The sequence below is a fragment of the Psychrobacillus sp. NPDC096389 genome, assembly GCF_044762855.1.
Lineage (GTDB): Bacteria > Bacillota > Bacilli > Bacillales_A > Planococcaceae > Psychrobacillus.
Genome location: NZ_JBIWFB010000002.1, coordinates 165,053 through 190,066 on the forward strand (window position 1 = coordinate 165,053; position 25,014 = coordinate 190,066).

Annotated in this window: 22 protein-coding genes; 18 read left to right on the forward strand and 4 right to left on the reverse strand. The window is 36.3% G+C overall.

What is annotated here, in order from left to right; all coding sequences use genetic code 11:
- Positions 1–49: 49 nt before the first annotated feature.
- Positions 50–1,762, reverse strand: a complete 1,713-nt coding sequence (locus tag ACIQ38_RS07045; RefSeq protein ID WP_402820104.1) for a sigma-54 interaction domain-containing protein — start codon at positions 1,760–1,762, stop codon at positions 50–52.
- A gap of 365 nt (positions 1,763–2,127) precedes the next feature.
- On the opposite strand from ACIQ38_RS07045, the gene hutU reads away from it, so the two are divergent.
- The 7 genes from hutU to hutH all read left to right on the forward strand — a co-directional run bounded on the left by hutU (position 2,128) and on the right by hutH (position 10,351).
- Positions 2,128–3,846, forward strand: a complete 1,719-nt coding sequence (gene hutU, locus ACIQ38_RS07050; protein ID WP_402820107.1) for a urocanate hydratase — start codon at positions 2,128–2,130, stop codon at positions 3,844–3,846.
- Positions 3,847–3,878: 32 nt separating this feature from the next.
- Positions 3,879–4,694: a basic amino acid ABC transporter substrate-binding protein gene (locus tag ACIQ38_RS07055; RefSeq protein WP_402820110.1), complete on the forward strand. Its 816-nt coding sequence runs from the start codon at positions 3,879–3,881 to the stop codon at positions 4,692–4,694.
- 205 nt (positions 4,695–4,899) lie between these two features.
- Positions 4,900–5,556 (forward strand): amino acid ABC transporter permease, encoded by a 657-nt coding sequence (locus ACIQ38_RS07060; RefSeq protein ID WP_402820113.1) that lies wholly within the window; start codon positions 4,900–4,902, stop codon positions 5,554–5,556.
- Positions 5,553–6,275 carry an amino acid ABC transporter ATP-binding protein gene (locus ACIQ38_RS07065; RefSeq protein WP_402820116.1) on the forward strand — a complete coding sequence of 241 codons (723 nt, stop codon included), beginning with the start codon at positions 5,553–5,555 and terminating at the stop codon, positions 6,273–6,275. Before ACIQ38_RS07060 ends, ACIQ38_RS07065 begins: the two co-directional genes overlap by 4 nt.
- 66 nt (positions 6,276–6,341) lie before the next feature.
- The gene (gene hutI, locus ACIQ38_RS07070) at positions 6,342–7,607 is read left to right on the forward strand and encodes an imidazolonepropionase (protein WP_402820119.1); all 1,266 of its coding nucleotides are present in this window, start codon (positions 6,342–6,344) and stop codon (positions 7,605–7,607) included.
- Positions 7,608–7,618: 11 nt separating this feature from the next.
- Complete coding sequence (locus ACIQ38_RS07075) at positions 7,619–8,791, forward strand: M20/M25/M40 family metallo-hydrolase (RefSeq protein ID WP_402820122.1); 1,173 nt, start codon at positions 7,619–7,621, stop codon at positions 8,789–8,791.
- A gap of 21 nt (positions 8,792–8,812) precedes the next feature.
- A complete protein-coding gene (gene hutH, locus ACIQ38_RS07080) occupies positions 8,813–10,351 on the forward strand; it encodes a histidine ammonia-lyase (protein ID WP_402820125.1) in 1,539 nt (512 codons plus the stop codon).
- Between the two features lie 70 nt (positions 10,352–10,421).
- Here the strand turns inward: hutH and rpoN are convergent, their stop codons facing one another.
- On the reverse strand, positions 10,422–11,720 hold the full coding sequence (gene rpoN / locus ACIQ38_RS07085; RefSeq protein WP_402820127.1) for an RNA polymerase factor sigma-54: 1,299 nt from the start codon (positions 11,718–11,720) through the stop codon (positions 10,422–10,424).
- 196 nt (positions 11,721–11,916) lie between these two features.
- Entirely contained in the window at positions 11,917–13,056 is a 1,140-nt protein-coding gene (locus ACIQ38_RS07090; RefSeq protein WP_402820130.1) for an MFS transporter, read from the reverse strand.
- 176 nt (positions 13,057–13,232) lie between these two features.
- Between ACIQ38_RS07090 and ACIQ38_RS07095 the strand changes: the two genes are divergently transcribed.
- The 5 genes from ACIQ38_RS07095 to ACIQ38_RS07115 all read left to right on the forward strand — a co-directional run bounded on the left by ACIQ38_RS07095 (position 13,233) and on the right by ACIQ38_RS07115 (position 16,346).
- Positions 13,233–13,466, forward strand: a complete 234-nt coding sequence (locus ACIQ38_RS07095) for a hypothetical protein (RefSeq protein ID WP_402820132.1) — start codon at positions 13,233–13,235, stop codon at positions 13,464–13,466.
- 16 nt (positions 13,467–13,482) lie between these two features.
- Positions 13,483–14,043 carry a ribonuclease FAU-1 family protein gene (locus ACIQ38_RS07100; RefSeq protein WP_402820135.1) on the forward strand — a complete coding sequence of 187 codons (561 nt, stop codon included), beginning with the start codon at positions 13,483–13,485 and terminating at the stop codon, positions 14,041–14,043.
- Positions 14,036–14,563, forward strand: coding sequence for a GrpB family protein (locus ACIQ38_RS07105; protein ID WP_402820138.1), 528 nt, complete (start codon positions 14,036–14,038; stop codon positions 14,561–14,563). The genes ACIQ38_RS07100 and ACIQ38_RS07105 overlap by 8 nt, the downstream gene beginning before the upstream one ends.
- Positions 14,564–14,647: 84 nt before the next feature.
- Positions 14,648–15,715, forward strand: coding sequence for an NAD(P)H-dependent flavin oxidoreductase (locus ACIQ38_RS07110; RefSeq protein ID WP_402820141.1), 1,068 nt, complete (start codon positions 14,648–14,650; stop codon positions 15,713–15,715).
- A 196-nt stretch (positions 15,716–15,911) separates the two neighbouring features.
- Positions 15,912–16,346 carry an SRPBCC domain-containing protein gene (locus ACIQ38_RS07115; RefSeq protein ID WP_402820144.1) on the forward strand — a complete coding sequence of 145 codons (435 nt, stop codon included), beginning with the start codon at positions 15,912–15,914 and terminating at the stop codon, positions 16,344–16,346.
- Between the two features lie 271 nt (positions 16,347–16,617).
- On the opposite strand, the gene rnhC is transcribed toward ACIQ38_RS07115, so the two are convergent.
- Positions 16,618–17,559, reverse strand: coding sequence for a ribonuclease HIII (rnhC, locus tag ACIQ38_RS07120; RefSeq protein WP_402820147.1), 942 nt, complete (start codon positions 17,557–17,559; stop codon positions 16,618–16,620).
- A 78-nt stretch (positions 17,560–17,637) separates the two neighbouring features.
- On the opposite strand from rnhC, the gene zapA reads away from it, so the two are divergent.
- The 6 genes from zapA to ACIQ38_RS07150 all read left to right on the forward strand — a co-directional run bounded on the left by zapA (position 17,638) and on the right by ACIQ38_RS07150 (position 25,001).
- Positions 17,638–17,898 (forward strand): cell division protein ZapA, encoded by a 261-nt coding sequence (zapA, locus tag ACIQ38_RS07125; protein ID WP_402820150.1) that lies wholly within the window; start codon positions 17,638–17,640, stop codon positions 17,896–17,898.
- 4 nt (positions 17,899–17,902) lie between these two features.
- Positions 17,903–18,445: a CvpA family protein gene (locus tag ACIQ38_RS07130; RefSeq protein ID WP_402820153.1), complete on the forward strand. Its 543-nt coding sequence runs from the start codon at positions 17,903–17,905 to the stop codon at positions 18,443–18,445.
- Positions 18,446–18,491: 46 nt separating this feature from the next.
- On the forward strand, positions 18,492–20,195 hold the full coding sequence (gene polX / locus ACIQ38_RS07135) for a DNA polymerase/3'-5' exonuclease PolX (RefSeq protein WP_402820156.1): 1,704 nt from the start codon (positions 18,492–18,494) through the stop codon (positions 20,193–20,195).
- Positions 20,196–20,210: 15 nt separating this feature from the next.
- Positions 20,211–22,574 (forward strand): endonuclease MutS2, encoded by a 2,364-nt coding sequence (locus ACIQ38_RS07140; RefSeq protein WP_402820159.1) that lies wholly within the window; start codon positions 20,211–20,213, stop codon positions 22,572–22,574.
- A gap of 68 nt (positions 22,575–22,642) precedes the next feature.
- Entirely contained in the window at positions 22,643–23,056 is a 414-nt protein-coding gene (locus tag ACIQ38_RS07145) for a DUF350 domain-containing protein (RefSeq protein ID WP_402820162.1), read from the forward strand.
- Positions 23,057–23,306: 250 nt separating this feature from the next.
- The gene (locus ACIQ38_RS07150) at positions 23,307–25,001 is read left to right on the forward strand and encodes a long-chain-fatty-acid--CoA ligase (protein ID WP_402820165.1); all 1,695 of its coding nucleotides are present in this window, start codon (positions 23,307–23,309) and stop codon (positions 24,999–25,001) included.
- The last annotated feature ends 13 nt before the right edge of the window (positions 25,002–25,014 follow it).

The following is a 25,014-nucleotide window of genomic DNA, read 5'->3' on the forward strand; positions in this document are numbered from 1 at the left end:
GACAACGGACTAAAATCCGTTGTCCTTTCTTTAGGCAAAATGACTTTTCTTAGAAGATAGGTTTTTCAAGCCCATGCTTTTTAATATGATATTGTAAACTTTGTCTAGTGATACCCAATTTTTTAGCAGCTTGAGAAACATTCCAGTTTACTAGTTTCAAAGTCGTTTCGATTAATTGCTTTTCCGTATTATTGAAAATTTTCTTTAGAGGTCTTTGAATTAAATCAGGTTGGTGAAATGTGTCAGTTGTATATATTGGAATTAATTTTGTACGCATATAGGAAGGTAGATGATCTACATCAATTTCCTCAGCATGTTCAGGTACACGAATTATTAGGTTTTCTATTAAATGTTCTAGTTCGCGAATATTGCCAGGCCAAGGATACTTAAGCAAACTTTTCTGTAGAGTATCTGATAACTCTGGAACCTTTTTTGATAACTTTGTTTGATAATTAGTGAGAAAGTAATTAATAAAAAAATGGACATCTTCTGTACGTTCCCTGAGAGGTGGGATGTAGATGCTCGTATGGGCTATTCGATAAAATAAGTCAAGGCGCATTTTATTTTCAGCAATTAGCAGCTCAGGATCTTCATTACATGCACTAATAATTGTGCACTTTACGGGAGCCATATCATTAGAACCTACTCTTCGTACAAAACGTTCTTGTAAAACTCGCATTAACTTAGACTGTAATGTCATAGGCATTGAGTTAATTTCATCTAAGAACAGAGTACCGTCTTGTGCATATTCGAATAGCCCAATCTGGTCTGTTGCACCGGTATATGCACCTTTTACAGTACCAAATAAGGTACTTTCCAATAAGTTTTCTGGTATTGCAGCGCAATTTATAGCAACGAATGGTTTATCCGCACGTTTACTATGGTTATGCATACTTTGTGAGAAAAGCTCTTTACCCGTACCTGTCTCGCCAACGATTAAAGTATCGGCATTATGAATGGCGATGTTTTGGGCTTCCTTAATAAGGCCTAATAATGCCTGACTTTCTCCTTTAATATCTTTAAAAGTATAGATTGTGCCATTCTTTGAATAAGCTTTCTCTTCAGAAGTAACATTTGTTTTTCTTTTTAACTCAATTGCTTGATGCAACCGATCTTTAAGTTTTGACTCATTTGTACTTAAGGAAAAAACAGAAATGGTTTTCCCATCTTTCTGAATGGGAAATGTACTATAGTTTACGTACTTCGGAATACCATTTACCGTAGAGTGTGCACGATATCTAGAATATATTGGTTTACCTGTATTAAATGTATGTCTATGCTCAGAATACTGTGGATTGTAATTGTAAACAGACCATAAATGTTTTCCAATAATGTCCTGGCTATTTAATCCTTCCATTTTTTCCTGTGCTTCATTATATAGAATAATCTTACCTTCAGAATTGCTCATCATCACGCCTTCATCAAGTGTTTCGATAATTTTCTCTAAACAAAATAATCGTTCTTCTAATTCTACTAAACTTGCTTTACATTCTTTGAAACATAAAAAAATATAACTACTGTCCGAGGAAAATAGTTTTACTTCGACGGAAAACTGCCTACCTTTAAGCTCAAGAGGGAACGTCTCTTTATCATTAAAATTTATATTTTCAGTATTAATATAATTTGAAATGGAAGCACCTACCGAGACTTCAATAAGAAATTCCTCTTTAATATCATGCCAAAGGATTTTGCGTTGTTCATCTAATATGATAATTCCATCTACAAAATTTCTTATGAACAAACCTATTGAAGAAACAGACAAATTAATCTTACCCCTTTCAGTAAATCAAATTAAGACTATTGTATCATAATTCTGATAGTTTAGAAGAGTCTGCATGCAAAAAGTATCTGCATAGAGGACAACCCATAAAATTAAGGGATTGTCCTCTATTTATTTGCAAAGTAGTGTACTGATTAAAAAAATATCTGCTATCCAATTCATTTTTTATCATGATAGTGAAAGTTGAAATGATTGTTTTAAAAATATTAATATCACAAAAGTTACTGTTAGTAGACTGTACTCGCCCCCGAATTTAAATTAATATTACGCACTCCTTTTTAAAGTTGGCACGACACTTGCATTATATAAGTGTGAAACCAATTACATTCGATTAGGGGGAATTATTAATGACAACACCAGAAATTTTATATTCCGTAAAAGCACAAAGAGGTCCGGAGTTACGCTGTAAAGGTTGGAGACAAGAATCGATTTTACGCATGTTAGAGAACAATATGGAAAATGCCGAGAAACCGGAAGAGCTTGTAATTTACGGCGGTATCGGAAAAGCTGCACGTAACTGGGAATCTTACCATGCAATTGTTAAATCTTTAAAAGAATTAGAAGATGATGAAACACTTGTAGTGCAGTCTGGAATGCCTGTTGCAATTTTTAAAACTCATAAATACGCGCCAACTGTTGTAATGGCGACAACGAATATTATGAAAGCTGACTGGCCTACGTTCTATGATTTGCAAGATAAAAATTTGACAATTTATGCAAACTATACAGCGGCACCATGGGAATACATCGGCACGCAAGGTGTTATTCAGGGTACTTTCGAAACACTCTCTGCCATCGCACGCTTGCATTATAACGATTCACTAGTTGGGAAAATCCTTTTAACAGCAGGAGCAGGGGGAATGGGTGGAAATCAAACACGTGCAATGACGATGCATGGGGGTGTTGCAATTCTTTGTGACTCAAATGTCGAAATCATTCAGCGTCGTATTGAAAAAGGATTCATTGATGAATTAGCTAATTCACTAGATGAAGCAATCGTAAAAGCAAAAGAATATGCGGCAGCTGGAAAACCATTAGGTATTGCTGTTGTAGGTAACGCTGCAGATATTTACGAAGAAGTGCTTGAAAAAGGATGGCTTCCAGACATTTCAACATCCATGACTCCAGGACATGATCCAATTTCCTATTTACCAGCAGGATACACAGTGCAAGAAGCAGAAGAGCTGCGTGATACGAACCGTGAATTGTATTTGGCGAAAGCCCGAGAAACAATGGTTCGTGAATTGAAAGCACTTATTAAATTTATGGATTTAGGTGTTCATTCATTCGAATACGGCACAAGTCACCGAAAAGAATGTATCGATGCAGGTATGGATGAAAAAGAAGCAAAGCGTCTTCCTGGTTTCGTAGCAGAATATATCCGACCGCTTTTCTGTGAAGGTCGTGGACCGTTCCGTTGGGTTTGTTTATCCGGAGATGCAGAAGACTTACGCAAAATTGACGATATGATTTTAGAGAAATTTAGCGATGATAAACTCGTTACACGCTGGATAAAACTAGCGAAAAAGCATATTCCAATTGAAGCTTTACCTGCACGTATTTGTTATATGGGATTTGGTCAACGTAAAGCATTTGCACTTGAAGTGAATGACATGGTTCGTCGAGGTGAACTTTCTGGGCCAGTTGCATTCTCTCGTGACAATTTGGACTCTGGATCAATCGTAAACCCTACATTTGAATCTGAAAATATGAAAGATGGCAGTGACTTAATCTCTGACTGGCCGATGTTAAACGGGCTACTTAACGCTGTTGGTATGTGTGATCTAATCGCAATCCAAGCAAACTATTCAATGGGGGAAGCTGTCCATACAGGTGTAACGATGGTAGCGGATGGAACAGCAGAATCGGATATGAGGCTTGAAGTAGCAATGACAGTAGACTCAGGAATTGGTGTAGTACGCCACGCACAAGCAGGGTATGAAGTTGCACAAGATGTTGCAAACGGAAAAGGGAAACTAACGAATGACAGTATAAAAATTCCATTATGGTGGAAACCAGAAGCAACATTCGGACCAAAAGACTTAAAGAAAGAAGTCAATGCGTAAGTCAAAACTATAAACTTTAAGGGGACCATTGAATGAAAAAGTTTTCTCTTCTAATCATTGTGATGATTTTCTCTCTAATTCTGGCAGCCTGTGGTTCAAATGGGACTAGCGCAGAAGCCGATGGAGCAAGTAACGAAAAGAAAAAACTTAAAATAGCAACAGAAGCAAACTATGCACCGTTTGTTTTCTTAGATCAAGGCAAGATGACAGGGTTTGATGTGGACTTTATGAATGCGGTTGCATCCGAAGCAAATTATGAAATTGAATTAGTAAATGTTGGATGGGACCCATTATTTGTAGAAGTCAAAGACAAACTTTCTGATTTAGGAATATGCGCTATTACAATAAATGATGAGCGTGAACAAACATATGATTTTTCAGTACCATACTATTTATCTACTAATGAAATTTTAGTACCAAAAAGCAGCGATATTAAAAGCGCAGCTGATTTAAAAGGGAAGGTAGTAGCAGTTCTTGGAGGAACTACTGGCCAGGAAGCAGTTGAAGGAATTCTAGGCAAAAATCATAAAGATATTAAGAAATTCGATAATAATAATTTAGCTATTTTGGAAATGTTAAATGGTGGGGCAGATGCAGTTGTAGCTGACAATGCCGTAGTACAAGAATATGCAAAAAACAATCCAGACAAAAACCTAATCGTGATTAAGGACGAAGAAGGATTTGAGAAAGAATTTTATGGTCTTATGTTCCCTAAAGGGAGTGATCTGAAAGCAGATTTTGATGTAGCTGTAACAGAAGTACTTGAAAACGGAACATATGCAAAAATTTACGAAGAGTGGTTTGGTGCAGAACCTGATGTAGAAACAATACTAGCGGAACAAAAGTAAGTGAATAAATCAAATTGCGTAACTCCCAATGTGCAGTTACGCAATTTTGATTTAACTTCATTCATCAGAGGTCCAAAAACCTCTGATGAATAAAGTTAAAGCCTCCGGCGGATGCCACAGATTTTTTAGAGGAATTTATCGAGTGAGCTCGATAAAAATCTGGGCCAAATACGCCAAGGCGGATTTGATAAAAGGGGGGAAATCAATGGACTTTAGACTAGACATATTAGTAGAATATATTCCTTTCTTTATAAAAGGGACATTACTGACGATCGGTTTGTCTCTTGTAGGGATAATAATCGGTACAGTACTCGGCCTAATCATCGGTCTCGGGAAAATGACTCGCAACAAATTAATCTCGTTTATATGTAATTGTTATATTGTATTTTTCCGGGGCACACCGTTATTTGTGCAAATTTTATTAATACACTTTGGTGTAGTACCAATGCTTATTGGTCACACAAATGGAATAGTAGCTAGCATTATAGCCCTCTCATTGATTGCAGGTGCATATATAGCAGAAATTTTTAGAGCCGGTATACAGTCTATAGATCGAGGACAAATGGAGGCTGCACGTTCACTTGGTATGAATCACATTCAATCGATGAAAGATGTTATTTTACCTCAAGCATTTAAAAGAATGATCCCGCCACTAGGGAATGAATTTATTGTACTTATTAAAGAATCTTCACTTGCAGCAATTGTAGCAACTCCTGAGTTGATGTATTATGGGCGGGCTCTTGCAAGTCAATATTACAGGGTTTGGGAACCATACCTGACAGCAGCACTTATATATCTAGTGTTAACTACAACTTTAAGCTTCCTATTAAATCGTTTGGAAAGAAGGTTAGCTACAGAATGATTGAAGTAAAAAATCTAAAAAAAACATTTGGTAGTAACGAAGTGTTAAAAGATATTAATGCATTTATTAATCCAAAAGAAGTTGTTGTAGTAATTGGACCATCTGGATCAGGAAAATCCACTTTCCTAAGATGTCTTAATTTACTTGAATCCATTACAGCAGGACATGTTTTAATTGAGGGCGTTGATATTACAGATAAAAAAACAGATATTAATAAAGTAAGAACGGAAGTAGGGATGGTTTTTCAACAGTTTAATTTATTTCCCCATAAAACGGTGATAGAAAATATTATGCTTGCTCCAATGCGAGTAAGAAAACTTTCGACAGAAAAGGCGAGAGAACGAGGTTTAGAGCTTCTTAGAAAAGTAGGATTGAAAGAAAAAGCAGATGCTTATCCCGATTCCTTATCAGGGGGACAAAAACAGCGAGTTGCAATAGCCAGAGCACTTGCAATGGAACCGAAAATTATGCTATTTGATGAGCCAACCTCTGCACTTGATCCAGAAATGGTGGGGGAAGTCCTAGAAGTTATGAAACAGCTAGCTCTAGAAGGAATGACGATGGTTGTTGTAACTCATGAGATGGGATTTGCAAAAGAAGTTGGTGATCGAGTTTTGTTTATGGATGGCGGTTATATTATTGAAGAAAATATACCAACAGAATTATTTGAAAGCCCACAACAAGATAGAACTAAATCTTTTTTAAGTAAGGTCTTGTAATTTAATCTTGAAAACAAGTTAGATAATTATATATTAGCTTCAAATTATTACAGGAGGTATTTAGCCGTGAAAATAGAATCTAAAGTAAAGATAAAGATAGATTTAGCAATCTGTAATGCTGCTGAAGCGATTACATGTATAGGCAACGGCATGCAAGAAATTGGAGTAATTCAAAATGCATGGATTGCCATAAAAGACAACAAAATTGTTGGAGTTGGTTCGGAAGAAGAGATAAACAACCAATTTGATTTAGATAATTCAGCTAAGATTAATGCGACAGGTAAAGTTGTGGCACCTGGATTTGTCGATTGTCATACCCATCTCGTTTTTAATGGATCAAGGGTCGAAGAATATGCTGCTAAACTAGCGGGCAATACGGAAAAAAAATTGAAAGAGCTTGGTATAACTACAGGACCGAACAGAACAATCGAACTCACTCGTCATGCATCTGAAGAAGAATTGTTTCAGCAAGCTAAAAAAAGAATGTTATCGATGTTGAATTACGGAATTACGACAATAGAAAGTAAAAGTGGATATGGGTTGACGACGGAAAGTGAAATGAAAATCCTTGAAGTTGGAAGAAGACTAGGAAAAGAAACACCAGTGGATGTCCTTAATACATTTTTGGGGGCACACGGTATCCCAGAAGGAATGTCAAAAAATGAATATCTTGAAATTATTATTAATGAAATGATTCCTCAAATTGGTGAATTAAAACTTGCTGAATTTTGTGATGCCTGGTGCGATGAAGGGTACTTTACAGCGGAAGAATCCAAGCAAATCTTACAAGCAGGATTACAATATGGGATGAAACCGAAATTACATGCAGATGCGTATTCATATATTGGTGGCTCTGATTTAGCAGTGGAGATGAATATGGTATCGGTTGATCATCTAAATTTTACACCTGATGACGTATTGGAAAGGCTCGCGAAATCGGAAGTAACTGGTGTATTAATGCCAGCACTGGATTTTGCGGTTGGACATAAGAAACCTTTTGAAGCGAGGAAAATGCTCGATTTAGGTATGAATATAGCACTTGCTACAGATCTTTGTCCGGCATGCTACACAGAATCTATGCAGTTTGTTATTAATCTTGCGTGCAGATTGTATAAATTCACAGTGGAAGAAGCTATTAAAGCGGCAACATACGGTGGAGCATGTGCTCTTGATTTGAAAGATCGTGGAGTGATTCAAGTAGATAAATTAGCAGATTTGCAGATTTGGGATATTCCAACGTATAAGCATGTTGCATATGAACTAGGAACAAATATAGTAGAAACAGTTATTAAAGATGGAAAAGTTGTAGTTAGAAGGCAAACTCAAAATTAGGAGGAATTCCAATGACGAAAAATCAATTATCCACTTCTACTGCTGTAGAACAAGTAAATGAGGAACGTTTACTAAATCTATTTCTGGAACTTGCGAAAATAAATGGTCCGAGTATGAAGGAACAATCTGTAGCTGATTATGTAGTAAAGGCTTTAACTGAACTTGGATTTACACTTGAGTTTGATAACGCACATAAAAAATTTAATGGTGAAGTTGGTAATTTGATTGCTTGGAAAGAAGGAACTGATTCATCAATTCCACCATTATTTTTCTCCACACATATGGACACAGTATTACCTACTGAAAACTTAAAGCCGGTTATTAAAGATGGTGTTATTTATTCCGACGGCACGACGATATTGGGAGCAGATGACCGTGCAGCATTAGCAGCCTATTTAGAAGGTGTTCGGGCAATTATTGGAAGCGGTGTTCCGCATGGTCCCATTGAGCTTATATTAACGGTCAATGAACAACCGGGTCTAGTTGGAGCAACCCACATGGATTATAGTAAGGCAAAAAGTAAAGTTGGATACATTTTTGATAGTAGCGGAGACGTCGGACAAATTATTTTAAAAGGACCGTATAGTAGTCGAATTTGGATGGAAGTTCAAGGAAAAGCAGCGCATATTGCGTTGAATGCAGAAGAAGGGAATAGTGCATTTCTTATTGCAGCAGAAGGATTGTTGAACATGAAACTCGGCACTATTGATGAAGAGACGCTCGCAAATATAGGGATTTTGGAAGGTGGCGAGTTAACATCGATTATACCTGGTTCAGTGACAGTAGCAGGTGAAGTTCGAAGTTTTTCAAAAGAAAAATTGGAACTACAGTTAAAACATATGGAAGAAGTAATGCAAAAAGCCGCAAAGAAAAACGGCGGGAACGTCCATATTAGAATTGAAAAGAAATATAGTGGATTTGATATTCCGAAAGATCATGTACTAACAAAAACCGTTGAATCAGCTTCTTTAAACATAAACGTAAAACCGTATCTTACAAAAACACTTGGTGGAGCAGATACAAATGTGCTAAACGAAAACGGTTTGACATGTTTAACATTAGGAAATGGATTCCAAAATATCCATTCATATAGAGAATGTATTAGTATAGAAAACTTACTAAACACCGGAAGACTTACTGTAGCGCTAATTGAACAATGGTATGAAACTCATAAACAAGCTTAAGAATAGAAGGAGTGGACATGGATGAAAAGTGAAAAAACAATTGAGCTAGAAAGACCGCAAGTAAACAAAACAGTAGAATTAGATGGGCTTACGTTAGATAGACATAAAATAGAGAGTGTTGTATATGGAGAAGCAAAAGTTGTAGTACCAGAAGCGGACTTAATACGTGTACGTGCAAGTCGAGAACGAATTGAAAAGCAACTGAGCGACGGCAAGGTCATATATGGAGTGAATACGGGGTTCGGTAAGTTAAGTGATATTGAGATCGAAAAAGAGGACATTGCCAAGTTGCAATTAAACTTACTTCGAGCTGACGCTGTAGGGGTTGGTGAACCATTACCAAAAGCAGTTGTAAGGGCGATGATGGTGCTTCGTGCCAATGCACTGGCAAAAGGATTCTCTGGTATTAAAGAAGATACACTACAATTATTAGTAGAGATGATTAATAAAGGTGTTCATCCTGTTGTTCCATGTAAAGGGTCTGTCGGTGCAAGTGGTGACTTAGCTCCTTTATCTCATATTGCCATCGTACTAATAGGTGAAGGTAAAGCGGAGTATGAGGGAGAGATACTTTCTGGTGGAGAAGCACTTAAAAGCGCTGGCTTAACTCCCGTTTCATTGGAAGCAAAAGAGGGTCTTGCCTTGATTAACGGAACGCAGGCAATGTCCGCAGTTGGGGTAGTTGCTCTAAATGAAGCAGAGCGTGTTGGGTTAGCTGCGGATATGGCTGCGTGTTTAACGATGGAAGCCTTACAAGGAATCATTTCTGCATTCGATAGTGAACTATTGGCTGTGCGTCCGCATCCTGAATTGGAATTGGTTGCTTCTAGAATGAGAAACTGGTTGGAGGGAAGTAAACGGATTACCCACCAAGGAGAAATCCGAATGCAAGATGCCTATTCTATTCGTTGTATACCGCAAGTACACGGTGCTTCTTGGCAAGCGCTTAATTATGTTGAGGATAGACTGAAAATTGAAATTAACTCAGCGACAGACAATCCCATTATTTTAGAAAGTGGCGAAATCATTTCAGGTGGACATTTTCATGGTCAACCGATTGCCCTGGCAATGGATTTCTTGAAAGTAGGAGCGGCAGAATGGGCAAATATTTCGGAACGAAGAACGGAAAGACTTGTTAATCCACAATTAAGTGGATTGTCTCCTTTCTTAGCTGTAGATCCAGGTTTAGAATGTGGTTTGATGGTGGCACAATATGCTGCAGCAGCACTCGTTTCGGAGAATAAAGTGCTTGCGCATCCAGCGAGTGTAGATTCTATTCCGACATCTGCAAACCAAGAAGACCATGTAAGTATGGGAACAATCGGATCTCGTCAAGCCCGTGAAATAATCCATAACAGTGCGCGAGTAATAGCGATTGAGTTAATTTGTGCTTCTCAAGCAATCTACTTAGAAAAAGCTGAAAATCAATTAGCCCCTGCAACTAGAGATTATCTAGAAAAAGTAAGGGAAATATGTCCTCCTTTAGAAAGTGACCGTGCAATTTCGGACCAAATGGAAGAACTAGCACAATATATTTTACGGGCAGATGATTTGAAATAATCGGTATTCTAAAAGCATTGGCAAAAGAAAGGACAACGAAGTAAAATCCGTTGTCCTTTCTTTATGAAACCTAACCACTTATTTCCTTGCGCAAGCTAGAAGCTGGGATATTTAGTTCCTCTCTGTATTTACTAATTGTCCGCCTTGATATGTTAATCCCTTTTTCGGAATTTAAATAATCGGCTATCTTTTGGTCGGAGAAAGGTTTCGTTTTGTTTTCGTTTTTGATAAAACTGGCTAAAAGTTCTTTTACTTCTGTTTGAGAAATAGAACTTCCGTCTGCCGTTTCCAGTTTTGATGTAAATAGTAATCTAAGGTCAAAGGAGCCTCGTGGTGTTTGAATAACTTTATGCATCGTTGCCCGACTTACAGTAGACTCATGCATATCTATTTCAGAAGCTATATCTTTTAACGTGAGTGGCTTTAATGCACTAAATCCTTCTGCAAAAAACTCTTTTTGTTTTTCGAGCAGCACTTTTACTATTTTCAATATTGTAGAACGCCGTTGCTCAATACTACTTAACAACCATTTATATTGCGTATACTGGTTGTTTATGTATTTGGAAGTTTCATCCTTTTCTTGCAGTAATCCTGCATAATCATTATTGAAATGAATTTCAGGTAAATAGCCGTCATTTAAATAATACGTGAGATTTCCTTCTTTATACTCCACAATGATATCTGGATTTAAATACTCCACTGACTCATTAGAAATACCGAAAAATGGCTTTGGGTTTAGAGTTTGAATAAAGTCATACAATTCCTTTACAGTTGCCAAGGGAATCTTCATGTAACGTGCAATCTCGTTCCATTTTCTATTTGCTAATAAATCTAAGTGATTTTCGATTAAGGTTTTGGCTAATTTTTCTTCTGGAAATTCATATGTGACTTGTAATAGCAAGCATTCCTGCAAGCTTCTAGCACCAATTCCAACTGGGCCAATTTGTTGGAGAAGATGAATACCTTGTTCGATAGTGGTTTCGTTAAAAGGTTCATATTCTTTTATAAGAAAATAGCCACTATCATCTAAATTATAAATGATATAGTGGAGTAGTTGCAGCTCTTCTTTGTTTTTAAATAGTAATTTTGCTTCTTTGAATATTTTTTCCCTCATGCAGATGTCGTTGTTTTTAATAAAGTCAATTAGTTGTTGAGAGGAACTAGAGGATGCTACCTTGCTAGTGAATCTTTCTTCAGATGAAAAATCCTTTGTATGTTCTTCTAGTTCTATCAATGGGTTTTCTAATTCTTTTTCTTTTATATATTGGTAAAGATCATAAGTGGAGTATTGTAATAATTCAATGGCTTGCCTTAATTGAAAAGTCATTGTTAAACTTTGTTCTTGTCTTTGATTGAGAACGAGTTCCATAGTTATCCCCCTCATAAAATCTTAAGTATTTGAAAGCGTTTTCTTTCCCTGTATTCTATTATACTATGTAATAATTTATTTTACGATGAAAAATAAGAATATTTTCAATAGTATAATATAATGATGTTTGTTTGAATAGTGGAATAGAAAAAGGAGCCAAGCAATTTTTGTTTGCTAAGCTCCTTTATATTCACATTCATTTATTTCTTTTACGAACCATTAAAAAAATACCAAACAAAACACCGATAAAGGACATAATCGAAATAATGAAATAAAACGAATGGCCGCCTAGTTCATGGTATATATAACCACCGGCATACGATGCGATAATACCTGACAATCCAAAAAATAAAAGTGCAAGTACGGTTTGTCCTGTTGCTCTCCATTCTTTCGGCATTATTTGGTATAAATATTGGATTGCAGCCGTATAAAAAATAGGGAAAGTAACCATTTGCAATAGTTGAACTGCCGTTAGTAGCATTGGACTTGTGACAAATGCAGATGCTAGGAATCGGACAAAATAGAAAAACGTCGCGATCGTAATCATCTCAAGCTCCTTGCCTTTCCGAAGCCACCAAAAACTTAAAGCGAAAATAACAATTTCACTAGTAGCAGAGATGAAAAAAGTGATTCCTACTAAAGAAGTGTCTCCTCCGAGGGCTAGCATATGGATACCCAAAAATGTATCGTTCATACGTGCTGGTACTGAACTGATAAATATCAATACCAAAAATAAAAGCATCTCTTTATTTTTTAATACTTGTTTTAGTCCAGCCATAGTAATCGGTTTCGAGGAAGCTTGTACATTTGGCATCAACCAAACAATGCCGAATGATATAAGCCCCAATACAACAAATAGTATCGAAATGCTCCTCATACCGAAATAATCCATGGCAAAACCTGCAATTAACGACAACACAGCATAACCGAGTGCTCCGTATGTGCGAATGGAACCATAGCTAATGCGCGCCATTTCAGAAACCGTAAAATTTAAACTCTCTGTCAGTGGATCAAGTGGCATGAGGAAAAAATAAACGAGCAATGCAAAAACAACAAGTAATACATAGCTATTTACGTTAAATAAAAAGTATCCCGAAATTGCAGTAAAACAAACGAGAAATAACATGACTTTACGAATGGTTTTAGTCTTGTCGCTTATAAGCCCCCATAGAGGCTGTGCAATGAGTGTCACAAAACCTCCAGTTCCAATGATTAAACCTATCTCACTTGCGGATAAACCTTGTTCTCCTAAATATACTGGTAAAAAAGGAATAAAGAGTGCAAGCAAACCAAAAAATAAAAAGTTATATCCTTTTAATAAAACATGTACTTTCAAATTAATTCTCCTTACGTAGAACGGAAATGACTCCTTTAATTGTATCTAACTATGGAAGTGAATAAAATATTCAGAAGGGATATCATAGCATATTTAACTAACTTATAGAATCGTAAAGAGGAAAAATCCTTCCTTATAGAGAAAATGAATAATAAGAAAAATATGGGGGTCACACGATGAGTAATATAGACAAAAGAAATCGTTTGGATGAAAATCCTTTTAGTTATCAAATTACGAAAGATGATACAGTTTTCATCGAATATCATGGAAAACGAGTGAAGATTTTAAAAGGAAAGGAGGCAGAAAAATTATTAGAAAGAATAGAAGATGCAGAGGACGAAAAAGAAGAACAATTAATATTAGCGAAAATCACGGGGAACTTTAAACGTGGAAATGAGCGAAGAAAATAGAGGGGGTGAAATCAGTATGTTAAGAAAATATGGGAATCGTTCCAATTGGAAACGCATTATTCAAAGAGAGTATACGCAGCAGTACATCGAGACAAAGGATTTTACAGGATATGTTACACTTTTAATCTTGATTAAAGTTACAGAGCCGCTTCTAGTACAATACGGAAAGAAGAGAATTTGTATTGTAGATAATAATTATATGTGGCTCCAACATTTTCCGGTAGGGAAAAACTATTCTGTCACTACAATGTTTGATGCAAATGGAGAAATCGTGCAGTGGTATATTGATATTTGCTATGAAATTGGGATGGAAAATAATATTCCATGGATGGATGGTTTAATATTAGATATTGTAGTCTTACCGACGGGAGAAATTATTCAGTTGGACGAAGAAGAATTGGAAGAAGCATTCGAAAGTGGAAGTATCACTCAGGAAATGTATGATTTAGCACGAGAAAAAGCAACTAGAATTACTAAGGATTTAAAAGAAAGGCAATTTAAATTGCTCGATTTTTCAAAGTCCCATAAAGAAATGCTAGAAAGACATTTGCAAGAGGGAGAAAATAAATATGCGTAAAGTAATAGTAGAAGCGTATTCAGCGGATTGGAAGAAAAAGTTTGAGGATGAAGCAATACTGCTTCAAAAGAGTTTTGGTTCAGAAATTCAAATGATATATCATATTGGAAGCACCTCTGTAAATGGTTTGAGTGCAAAACCAATTATCGATATAATGCCGGTGGTTCGAGATATTACAATAATGGATGAATATAACGACCAAATGGCAGCAATTGGCTATGAACCAAAAGGAGAAAACGGTCTTCCGGGTCGTAGGTATTTTCAAAAGGGAGGGAATAATCGAACGCATCATGTACATATATACGAAGTTGGCAATCCCGGCATTGAACGACATCTTGCTTTTCGAGATTACTTAAGCACGCATGCAAATGCTAAAAAGGATTATGGGGATTTAAAAGAAGAATTAGCAAAACAGTTTCCTTACGATATTGAATCGTATATTAACGGAAAAGAACAACTAGCATCTGAGATTGAACGTGATGCTTTGAGATGGTACAAAAAAGTATATAAGGAAAGATAGTTCATCAACTGAGATAAAGTGTGCGTTTTAGAAGGAACTTGATTAGGAATTATTAGAAATATTCACTAGCAAAGGGGTGCACAAATGTTTACAAATGAAATAACAAAACGATTAAAAATAGATTACCCAATTATCCAAGCTCCAATGGCAGGAGGAATTACGACAGCTAAATTAGTTGCTGCTGTTTCGAATAATGGAGCTCTTGGAATGATTGGAGCAGGCTATTTAAGTCCTGCTCAATTACGTGAACAAATTAGAGAAGTAAAAGAACTCACATCAAATGCTTTCGGGGTTAATTTATTTGTGCCAAGCGAATTTAAAATGGTTGATGAAGAAATAGAAAAAGCAAATAACATATTAAATACATTTCGTTCCCAATTACAAATAGATAAGGAGCCTAGTATATTACCTAGTGCGGAAAAGACATTTCAAGCGTATGAGGAGCAAATCCAAGTTATTTTAGAAGAAAAAGTACCAATTTGTTCCTTCACGTTTGGGGTTCCTTCTATTGAAATAATTTCACAGTTGAAGGAACGTGGAATTATATTGATAGGCACTGCTACAACAGTTGTAGAGGCACAGGCTGTTGAAAATTTAGGAATGGATGCTGTAGTGGTGCAAGGAAGTGAAGCAGGGGGGCATAGGGGAAATTTTATTAGTCTCCACGAGGATAGCTTAATTGGTTTAATGTCATTGATTCCACAAGTTTCAGATCATGTATCCATTTCGGTTATAGCAGCAGGTGGAATCATGGATGGTAGAGGGCTAAGCGCGTCTCTGAAATTAGGGGCGAAAGCTGTACAAATGGGAACTGCTTTTTTAACATGTGTAGAAAGTGGTGCTCATGCTGTACATAAAGAAGCAATTTTAAATGCAAAAGACGAAGATACAATGTTAACAAATGCTTTTTCTGGTAAGTGGGCAAGAGGCATTTCAAACAAATTTACAATTGAAATGCAAAAGTATAATTCTGATATTCCTAACTTTCCGGTTCAAAATACGCTAACGCAATCGATTCGAAAGGCTTCTGCCGCTCAGAATAATAAAGAATATATGTCGCTTTGGTCAGGCCAAAGCCCTACTCTAGCGAGAAATGAAACGGTAGAAGAGCTTATAAATCGGGTTATAGTAGAAGCAAATATAAATTATTAAGAAAATTTTAGAATAACGTAAAACGACATTAAAAAGCGGTAGAACCTAACCTAATAGCAAATGATTAAAACAACGAATGACTAAATTTAGAATCTATCTAAAGCAAATTGATAACAGTTGCAAAATGCTTTAGGAATAGAAAATTGTTAAACGTGTATGATATACAAAACGCTATTAAAAGAGAGGTAATTGAACGATGCATAACCTTACCAAAATGCGCATAGAAAAACAAACTAGTGAAGTGTTTGAAGCAATCGTAGATCCAACAAAAATCGGGAGCTTTTGGTTTTCATCGAGCTCAGAAAGATGGGAACAAGGCAAAACAATTACATTGGAATACAAAGAATATAATGCAATTGGTACGATAGCTGTATTAGAAATCATCGACAATCAAAAAATTGTATATCAATGGGATCCAAAAGAAGATGGACATATTGTCACAATAACGTTTATAGCCCAAAGTGATAAAAGTACAGTAGTTGAAGTTAGCGAAGAAGGATTCAATAAAGAAGATCCAGACTTTATCAGCCAGCTAATTGGCAATAAAGAAGGTTGGGTTTTTATGTTAACTTGTTTAAAAGGATATTTGGAATTCGGTGTAAACAAACTAAGAACGGGCTTGACAGAGTAATAAGGAACAAGTAAATAAAAATTAAAACGCCTGAAGTAAAATGGTCATTTTCTTCTGGCGTTTTTTCCTTTAATATAATGCCCATCGAACGAAAGCGTAAATTCCAGCTACAAATAATGCTACAAATATTTTAAATAATATACTATTGTCTCCATTAGTAAGAAAAGACCAAATTAAAAAAATAAGTAAAAAAACAACGAAAGATAGGAATCCTCTTAAAGTAATGGAAAACAGTTTTTTTATTTGGCTCATAGAAATCTCCCTAATCTAGCTAAAATCTCCTCTTATTCGCAAGCTTCATCGCTTTTCCAGTATTGGCAAAATGCCATTTTGTGATTGACTTTAAGAACTCTTCCCCGTGTTTTAAATAAATTCTTGCAGCAATTTCATCGACTTTGCTACTTGCTCCTTTAGGAATTGTCGTACCTGCTATTTCAGTAAGCCGGTCCATTTCTTTTAAAAAGGCATATCTTGCAATAATGGATGCGGCAGCAACAGAAACATGAAGTTGCTCAGCTTTTGTAGAAAATAATACATTTTCACGAATAATTTCTTTTTCCGTTTTAATATGATTATAGTAAATGCCCCGTTCTGCGAATTGGTCAATCAATATAAAGGCTGGTTTTTCTGGTGCCATTTTTTTAAGCACATGTTTAAGTGCCTGGTTATGCATAAGCGCTTTTATTTTCCCTTGGGACCATCCCCGACTTTGTATGTTATTATACTTTTCATTTTTTAACACGAGCACTTTATGTGTTAATGTAGCCATTAAATCAGGAGCCATCTTACGCATAATATCATCCGTCAGCATTTTTGAATCTTTTACACCAAGTTCTCTCACAAGCTCGATTTGGTCTTCACGAACAAAGCAAGCTGCGACTGTAATTGGACCGAAATAGTCGCCAGTACCAGTTTCATCAGAACCAATAACTGAAAGAGAAGCAAAGTTCTCTGTTAATTTATCTCCTTTTGTATTGCTACTAGCTACTTTTTCTACTTGTTTATTCGGATTTCCACTCCAGAGTGAAGCTTCTCTAGCTGCTCCATTTCCTTGAAACATGACCTTGCCAGATTTATAGATGGTCACTGCGGTATCTGCTAACTTTGCAGCGAAAACAACTCCAGGAGCAGATCTTTCTACTTTATATTTGGTATAATGCGCTTTTACTTTTTCGATCTCATCGGGTTTCATCAATAATACTTCGTTTGACATTCGTTTGTTCCTTTCTTCACATCGTAATCTATTTCGTGTTATTATTGTAATTAGGATTTTTGCAAGGAGGGTATGGCTTTGTCAGAACAGCAAAAAACGAGAATTTCTGTTGATATATATGGGCAAACCTATAATATGGTAGGCTCCGAAACTACTGGTCATATGCGACTTGTAGCCTCTATGGTAGATGATAAAATGAGAGAAATACACGCACATAATAGTCAGCTAGATATTCCAAAGCTTGCGGTGCTTACTGCCGTGAATGCCGTAAACGATTACATAAAAGTTAAAGAGCAACTAGAATTACTAGAAGCAGAATTGAAAAAGTTAAAGGACTGAAAAAATGTTAGATATTCTTTTATTAATCTTATTAGTTGCCGGTTTGATTACCGGTGCAAAACGTGGGCTAATTGTCCAACTTATTCATATGACTGGTTTTATCATTTCACTTATTGTGGCGTACACCTATTATAAACCACTTGCGGATAAATTTGTTCTATGGATTCCATTTCCGGCCGTAACTGCTGGTTCTAAGTTAACTATTGCAGTAGAAAATTTGGAGTTGGACCAAACCTTTTATCGAGTGATTGCATTCGTACTTATTTTTATAGCGGTGAAATTTGCTTTGCAATTGATCGCATCTATGTTTGATTTCTTAAAGTATTTGCCTATACTTGGCTTTGTAAGTAATCTTGTTGGAGCTGTTTTAGGTTTTATTGAGTTTTACTTTATTTTATTTGTATTACTATATGTATTTGCTTTATTACCAATCGATTTTGTTCAAAATTTAATATCGAATTCCATTTTAACCGGATGGATGTTGGAACATACACCGATTTTATCGGAACTAGTGAAGAATTGGTGGTATATCTATATAGAAAAGTGACTTCTCTCACTAGAGGGAAGTTTTTTCAATGAAGGGAGTAGTTCTCATGGATAAAAAAACAATCATCAATACATTAGAAAAAATTGCTTTATATATGGAATTACAAGGAGAAAATCCATTCAAAGTATCCGCTTTCCGAAAAGCTGCACAAGTGTTAGAACTAGATCCACGTAGTTTAGCGGAGATGGATAATATACTGTCTCTAAAAGGTATAGGGGCCGCTACTGGTGCGGTTATTGAAGATTTACTAAATACTGGAGCTTCCTCTTTACTAGTAGAGCTTCAACAAACAGTGCCTAGTGGCTTGCTTCCGATGCTAAAAATACCAGGGCTTGGCGGCAAAAAAATTGCGAAATTATATAAAGAATTACAAATCGACTCCATAGATGCCTTAAAATTAGCTTGTGAAGCAAGAAAAGTGCAAACTTTGGCTGGATTTGCGGCGAAAACGGAACAAAAAATTCTCGAGGAAATTGAAAACTTGCAATCTAAACCAGACCGTACTGCGGTTTGGCAGCTGGAACCGATTGTTGAAATGATTGAAAGTAAGCTTGCTAATATACAGGCGATAGAAAAATATTCGGTTGCTGGTTCTTACAGAAGAGTCAAAGAAGCCAGTAAAGATATTGACTTTATCATCGCTACAACAAAACCTCAAGAAGTTCGAGAAGTGCTTTTAAAAGAATTACCGGTGTTAAAAGTAATTGCGGCGGGAGATACAAAAGTTTCTGTTACACTTAATAGTGAACATGAGATTGACGTCGATTTCCGTTTAGTGGAGTTACATCAATACGCATCTGCCTTAAATCATTTTACAGGTTCTAAAGACCATAATATTAAAATGAGACAAATTGCAAAAGAACAAGGTAAGAAAATAAGTGAGTATGGTGTGGAACTAGCAGATGGGTCTATGCAGCATTTTGACTCCGAAGCAGAATTTTATGCTTATTTCGACTTACCTTTTATCCCACCATCGGTTCGAGAGGATGGCTCAGAGTTTTCCAAATTGGATCAGTTGTCATCACTTGTAACGCTTAATGATATAAGAGGCGATTTCCATATGCACTCTACTTGGTCGGATGGTGCACATTCTATCGAAGAAATGGTCGAAGCTAGTCGTGCCAAAGGATATTCACATATCGTTATTACGGATCACTCCGATTATTTAAAAGTAGCGAATGGTCTGTCAAAAGAGCGTTTGTTGAAGCAAATAGCGACAATTCACGAATTAAATAACAAATACACAGATATCGAAATTTTTGCAGGTACCGAAATGGATATTTTACCGGATGGGTCGCTCGATTTTGATGATGACTTATTAAAGCAATTAGATTTTGTTATTGCTTCCATCCATTCAAGTTTTACTCAACCTCAAGAAAAAATTATGGAGCGATTGTATAATGCGATTAAAAATCCATATGTCCATATGATTGCGCATCCTACAGGACGAATCATTGAACAACGGGATGGATATAATCCAGATGTTCCGACATTGATCGAATGGGCAAAAGAAAACGGTAAAATACTTGAATTAAATGCCAATCCATATCGACTGGACTTGCAAACAGAATATTTAAAACTAGCACAAGAAAAAGGCGTACCTCTTGCGATCAACACAGATGCCCACCATATCGATCAACTTAAATATATGGATATCGGTGTACGTTATGCTCAAAAAGCATGGCTGCACAAAGAGACAGTCGTCAACACGTGGACGTTAGAACAGTTTAAAGAGTTTGTTAAGAAATAATGAGGAGGTGCCACAGTGATAGCTGAAAGAGCACTGAAAACGTTAGAATATTATAAAATACGAGAAGAAGTGGCAAAATATTGTACTTCTTCTGTTGGAAAAAACCATATAGATAAATTAGTACCTTCTGTTGATTTTGCAGAAGTCACCAAGCTGTTAGAAGAAATGGATGAAGGATTGTCTATTCTTCGTTTAAGAGGCAATGTACCAATGGGAGGCATTACAGATATCCGCCCCCATGCAAAACGAGCACAAATAGGTGGTATGTTAAGCCCGATCGAGTTAATGGAAACGGCAAGTACCATCCGTGCTAGTAAAATTTTGCGTCAGTTTTTAGAAAATGTTGCAGAATCAGAAGATGTAGCAATCCCACATTTTTTAGAGAAAAAAGAAGCAATGCCTATACTTACGGCGCTTGAACATGAAATAAATGATTGTATTGACGAAAATGGAGCCGTACTGGATAGCGCAAGTAGTGCACTACGTACGATTCGCCAGCAATTACGTATTCAAGTGAGCCGCGTACGAGAAAAATTGGAAAGCTATACAAGAGGTGCAAATGCATCTAAAATGCTTTCGGATTCTATTATTACGATTCGAAATGATCGATATGTAATCCCGGTGAAGTCCGAATACCGCAGTCATTATGGTGGAATTATTCACGATCAATCGTCTTCCGGTCAAACTTTATTTATCGAACCATCAGCAGTCGTTCAAATTAATAATGAAATCCGTAGTTTAAAAGTAAAAGAACAAGAAGAGATTGAACGCATACTGATCAAATTGACAGCAGAAGTAGAATTAGTCGGACATGACATCTTCTTATTAGTAAATATTTTAGGGGAAATCGACGTTGTTTTAGCAAAAGCTAAATATGGACAAGCAGAGAAATGTACGATGCCAATTATTAATAATGATGGCTATATTCGCTTAGTAAAAGCAAGGCACCCACTGATCCCGATAGACACGGCAGTTACCAATACGATTGAATTTGGGAAAGATATTACGGCTATCGTTATTACTGGACCAAATACAGGTGGTAAAACAGTGACATTAAAAACGGTTGGACTTTGTACATTGATGGCACAAAGCGGTATCCCGATTCCTGCATTAGACGGTTCGGAAGTAGCATTATTTGAATCGGTATTCGCAGATATTGGGGATGAGCAGTCCATTGAGCAAAGCTTGAGTACATTTTCATCTCATATGGTTAATATTGTAGACATTTTGAAAAAGTATGATGAAAAATCATTAATCATTTTTGATGAGCTTGGTGCTGGAACTGATCCACAAGAAGGAGCGGCACTTGCTATTTCAATTTTGGATGCAGTGCATGGCACAGGAGCACGCGTGATGGCTACTACGCATTATCCTGAGCTAAAAGCGTACGGCTATAATCGACCTGGTGTTGCCAATGCAAGTGTCGAGTTCGATATTGAAACTCTAAGTCCGACCTATAAATTACTTATTGGGGTTCCTGGGCGTAGTAATGCTTTTGAAATTTCCGAACGTCTTGGACTGCCGGGATATATTATTTCCCAAGCCCAGACTTACACGGGAGCCGATCGAGGGGAAGTCAATTCGATGATAGCTTCTTTAGAAGCTAGTAGAAGACAAGCTGAAAAAGATGCGGAAGAAACAGAAGAACAACTAGTAGAAGTGAAACAAGTAAAAGAAGATTTAGAGCAAAGACTAGCAGAACTGGAACAAAAGAAAGAGCAATTAGAACAAAAAGCAAAAGATAAAGCAAAAAAAATTATTGAAGACGCTAGACGGGAAGCAGACGAAATCATTAGTGACCTTCGCAAAATGCAAGCAAATACACATAAACTTGTGAAAGATCACGAACTGATAGATGCTAAAAAACGTTTAGACGCTGCACTTCCAACAAATCCAGTATTAAAAAAACAAAAGAAATTAAACGAACGTGCCAAAGAATTAAAAGTTGGGGATGAAGTGAAAGTACTAAGTTTCGGTCAAAAAGGGACCTTATTAGACAAACTTTCGAAATCAGAATGGTCGGTTCAAATTGGTATGCTTAAAATGAAATTGGATGAATCTGATTTAGAATATATTAAACCGGAAAAACAAAAACAAACGGTTTCTGTCAATGCGGTTCGTGGCAGAGATTCCCATGTGAAATTAGAGCTTGATCTTCGCGGAGAACGATACGAAGACGCGCTTATTCGTACTGAAAAATATTTAGATGATGCCATTTTAGCAAATTATCCACGTGTTTCGATTATTCATGGAAAAGGCACGGGTGTATTAAGACAAGCCATTCAGCAATATTTGAAAAACCATTCGCGTGTGAAAAGCTACCGTTTTGGTGAAGCCGGGGAAGGCGGTCACGGAGTTACGGTAGTCGAATTAAAATAGGTAAAAAGAATTTGAAACTTTTTATCTAGTCACACGTATAGTAAGAAAAATTTAAAGGGGTTTTTAGCATGTTGCTTTCTGGTTTTTGGTCAAACCCACTTGTGGAGTCAGCTGGTTATTTTAGCGTAGTTATTTTATGTTTAGTTGTTTCCATGGTTATATTTGAAATTGTTACAAAGTATAAAAACTGGGAAGAAATTAAAAGAGGAAATGTCGCTGTTGCGATGGCCACAGGTGGAAAGATTTTTGGGGTATGTAATATTTTTAAATATTCTATAGAACAGCATAATTCGTTATTCCAAATGGTTGGTTGGGGATTATTCGGCTTTAGCCTTCTGATCATTGCGTATTGGCTATTTGAATTTTTAACGCCGAGTTTTAATGTCGATAAAGAAATAGAAAAAGATAATCGCTCTGTAGGATTTATTTCCCTAATTATTTCAGTGGGCTTATCATTTGTTATAGGTGCTAGTATTTCATAGGAGCGATTGTAATGGAAAAATTGTCGAAAGTTTTAGTTGCTGTAGGCATACTTTTTGTCCTTGTCGGAATAATATATGTAGTAATGAATTAATAGAATGAGTGAACAGCTCATTTTAGAGACTGTTGAGAAAAAACAATTCACAACAGTCTCTTTTTTAATATTTAATTTTATAAATTGAATTGTCATTCATTTTTCTTTATAATGGAAATGTGAATGTTCAAATTATTATGAAAGAAGGGGGTACAATAATGACAGAGAAAATTTGGCTTTCCCAATATCCACCTGAAATTCCACATACACTTACCTATGAATCTATTCCAGTACAAGAATATCTAACAAGATCGTATAACAAATATCCAGAAAAAATTGCCATACATTTCATGGGCAAAGACATCACGTACAAAGAACTCTATGAATCTTCTTTAAAGTTTGCAAACTATCTCCAAATGATTGGCATTCAAAAAGGAGACAGAGTGGCTATTATGCTACCAAACTGTCCTCAAGGGGTTATTGGATATTATGGTGCATTATATGCAGGGGCAATAGTAGTCCAAACAAATCCCTTATATACAGAACGTGAAATCTCCTATCAAATGAAAGATTCAGGCGCAAAAGTAATTTTAGCATTAGATATCTTATACCCACGTATTTCAAAAGTAATAAAAGAAACAGAGCTTGAAAATATTATTCTTACAGGTATTAAAGACTATTTACCTTTTCCAAAAAATGTAGTGTATCCTTTCATTCAAAAGAAACAATATGGATTCAGTGTCAAGGTAGAACATCGAGGAATCAATCACTTGTTCCCTGAAATAATGAAAGTAGCCAAAGCAAATCCAATAGAAATGCCTTTTAGCTTTGAAGAAGATATTGCACTTTTACAATATACAGGCGGAACTACAGGATTTCCAAAAGGAGTTATGCTCACGCATAAAAACTTGATATCAAATGCATCGATGTGTGATGCATGGTTGTATAAATGTAAAAAAGGTGAAGAAAGCATACTTGGTATCTTGCCATTTTTCCATGTGTACGGAATGACGACTGTCCTGATACTAGCTGTAATGTTAGGAAATAGAATGATATTATTACCAAAGTTTGATGTGGAGACAGCCCTTAAAACGATTGATAAGCAAAAGCCAACATTATTTCCTGGTGCACCAACAATTTACATTGGCATATTAAATCATCCAGATGTACAAAAATATGATTTATCTTCTATTGTTGCTTGTTTAAGTGGATCTGCTGCACTGCCAGTAGAAGTTCAAGAAAAGTTTGAGCAAGTTACAGGTGGTAGATTAGTAGAAGGTTATGGATTAACGGAAACTTCTCCTGTAGCACTTGCAAATTTAATCTACAGTGACGACCGAGTAAAGGGAACTGTTGGGATTCCTTGGCCAGACACAGATGCAGCTATTTTTAGTTTGGAATCAACAACACCACTTCCTCCGGGAGAAATTGGAGAAATAGTAGTGAAAGGTCCTCAAGTCATGAAAGGCTATTGGAATCGCCCAGAAGAAACGGAAATGACAATGCGCGACGGATGGCTACTTACAGGGGATTTAGGATATATGGATGAAAGCGGTTACTTTTATGTGGTGGACCGGAAAAAAGATATGATTATCGCAGGCGGTTATAATATTTATCCACGAGATGTGGAAGAAGTGTTGTATGAACATCCGGCAATTCAAGAATGTGTTGTAGCAGGGGTTCCTGATGCATATCGCGGAGAGACGGTAAAGGCCTATATTGTAGTAAAAGAGGGAGTAGAAGTGACTGAAGAAGAGCTGAATAAATTTTGCCGTGAAAATTTAGCTGCTTTTAAAGTGCCAAGAATTTATGAATTTAGAAAAGAGTTGCCAAAAACAGCAGTCGGTAAGATTTTAAGAAGAACTTTGATTGAAGAAGAAAAAGAAAAGCTAAAACAAGTAGTAGAAGGGTAAGTTCACTGCTTTA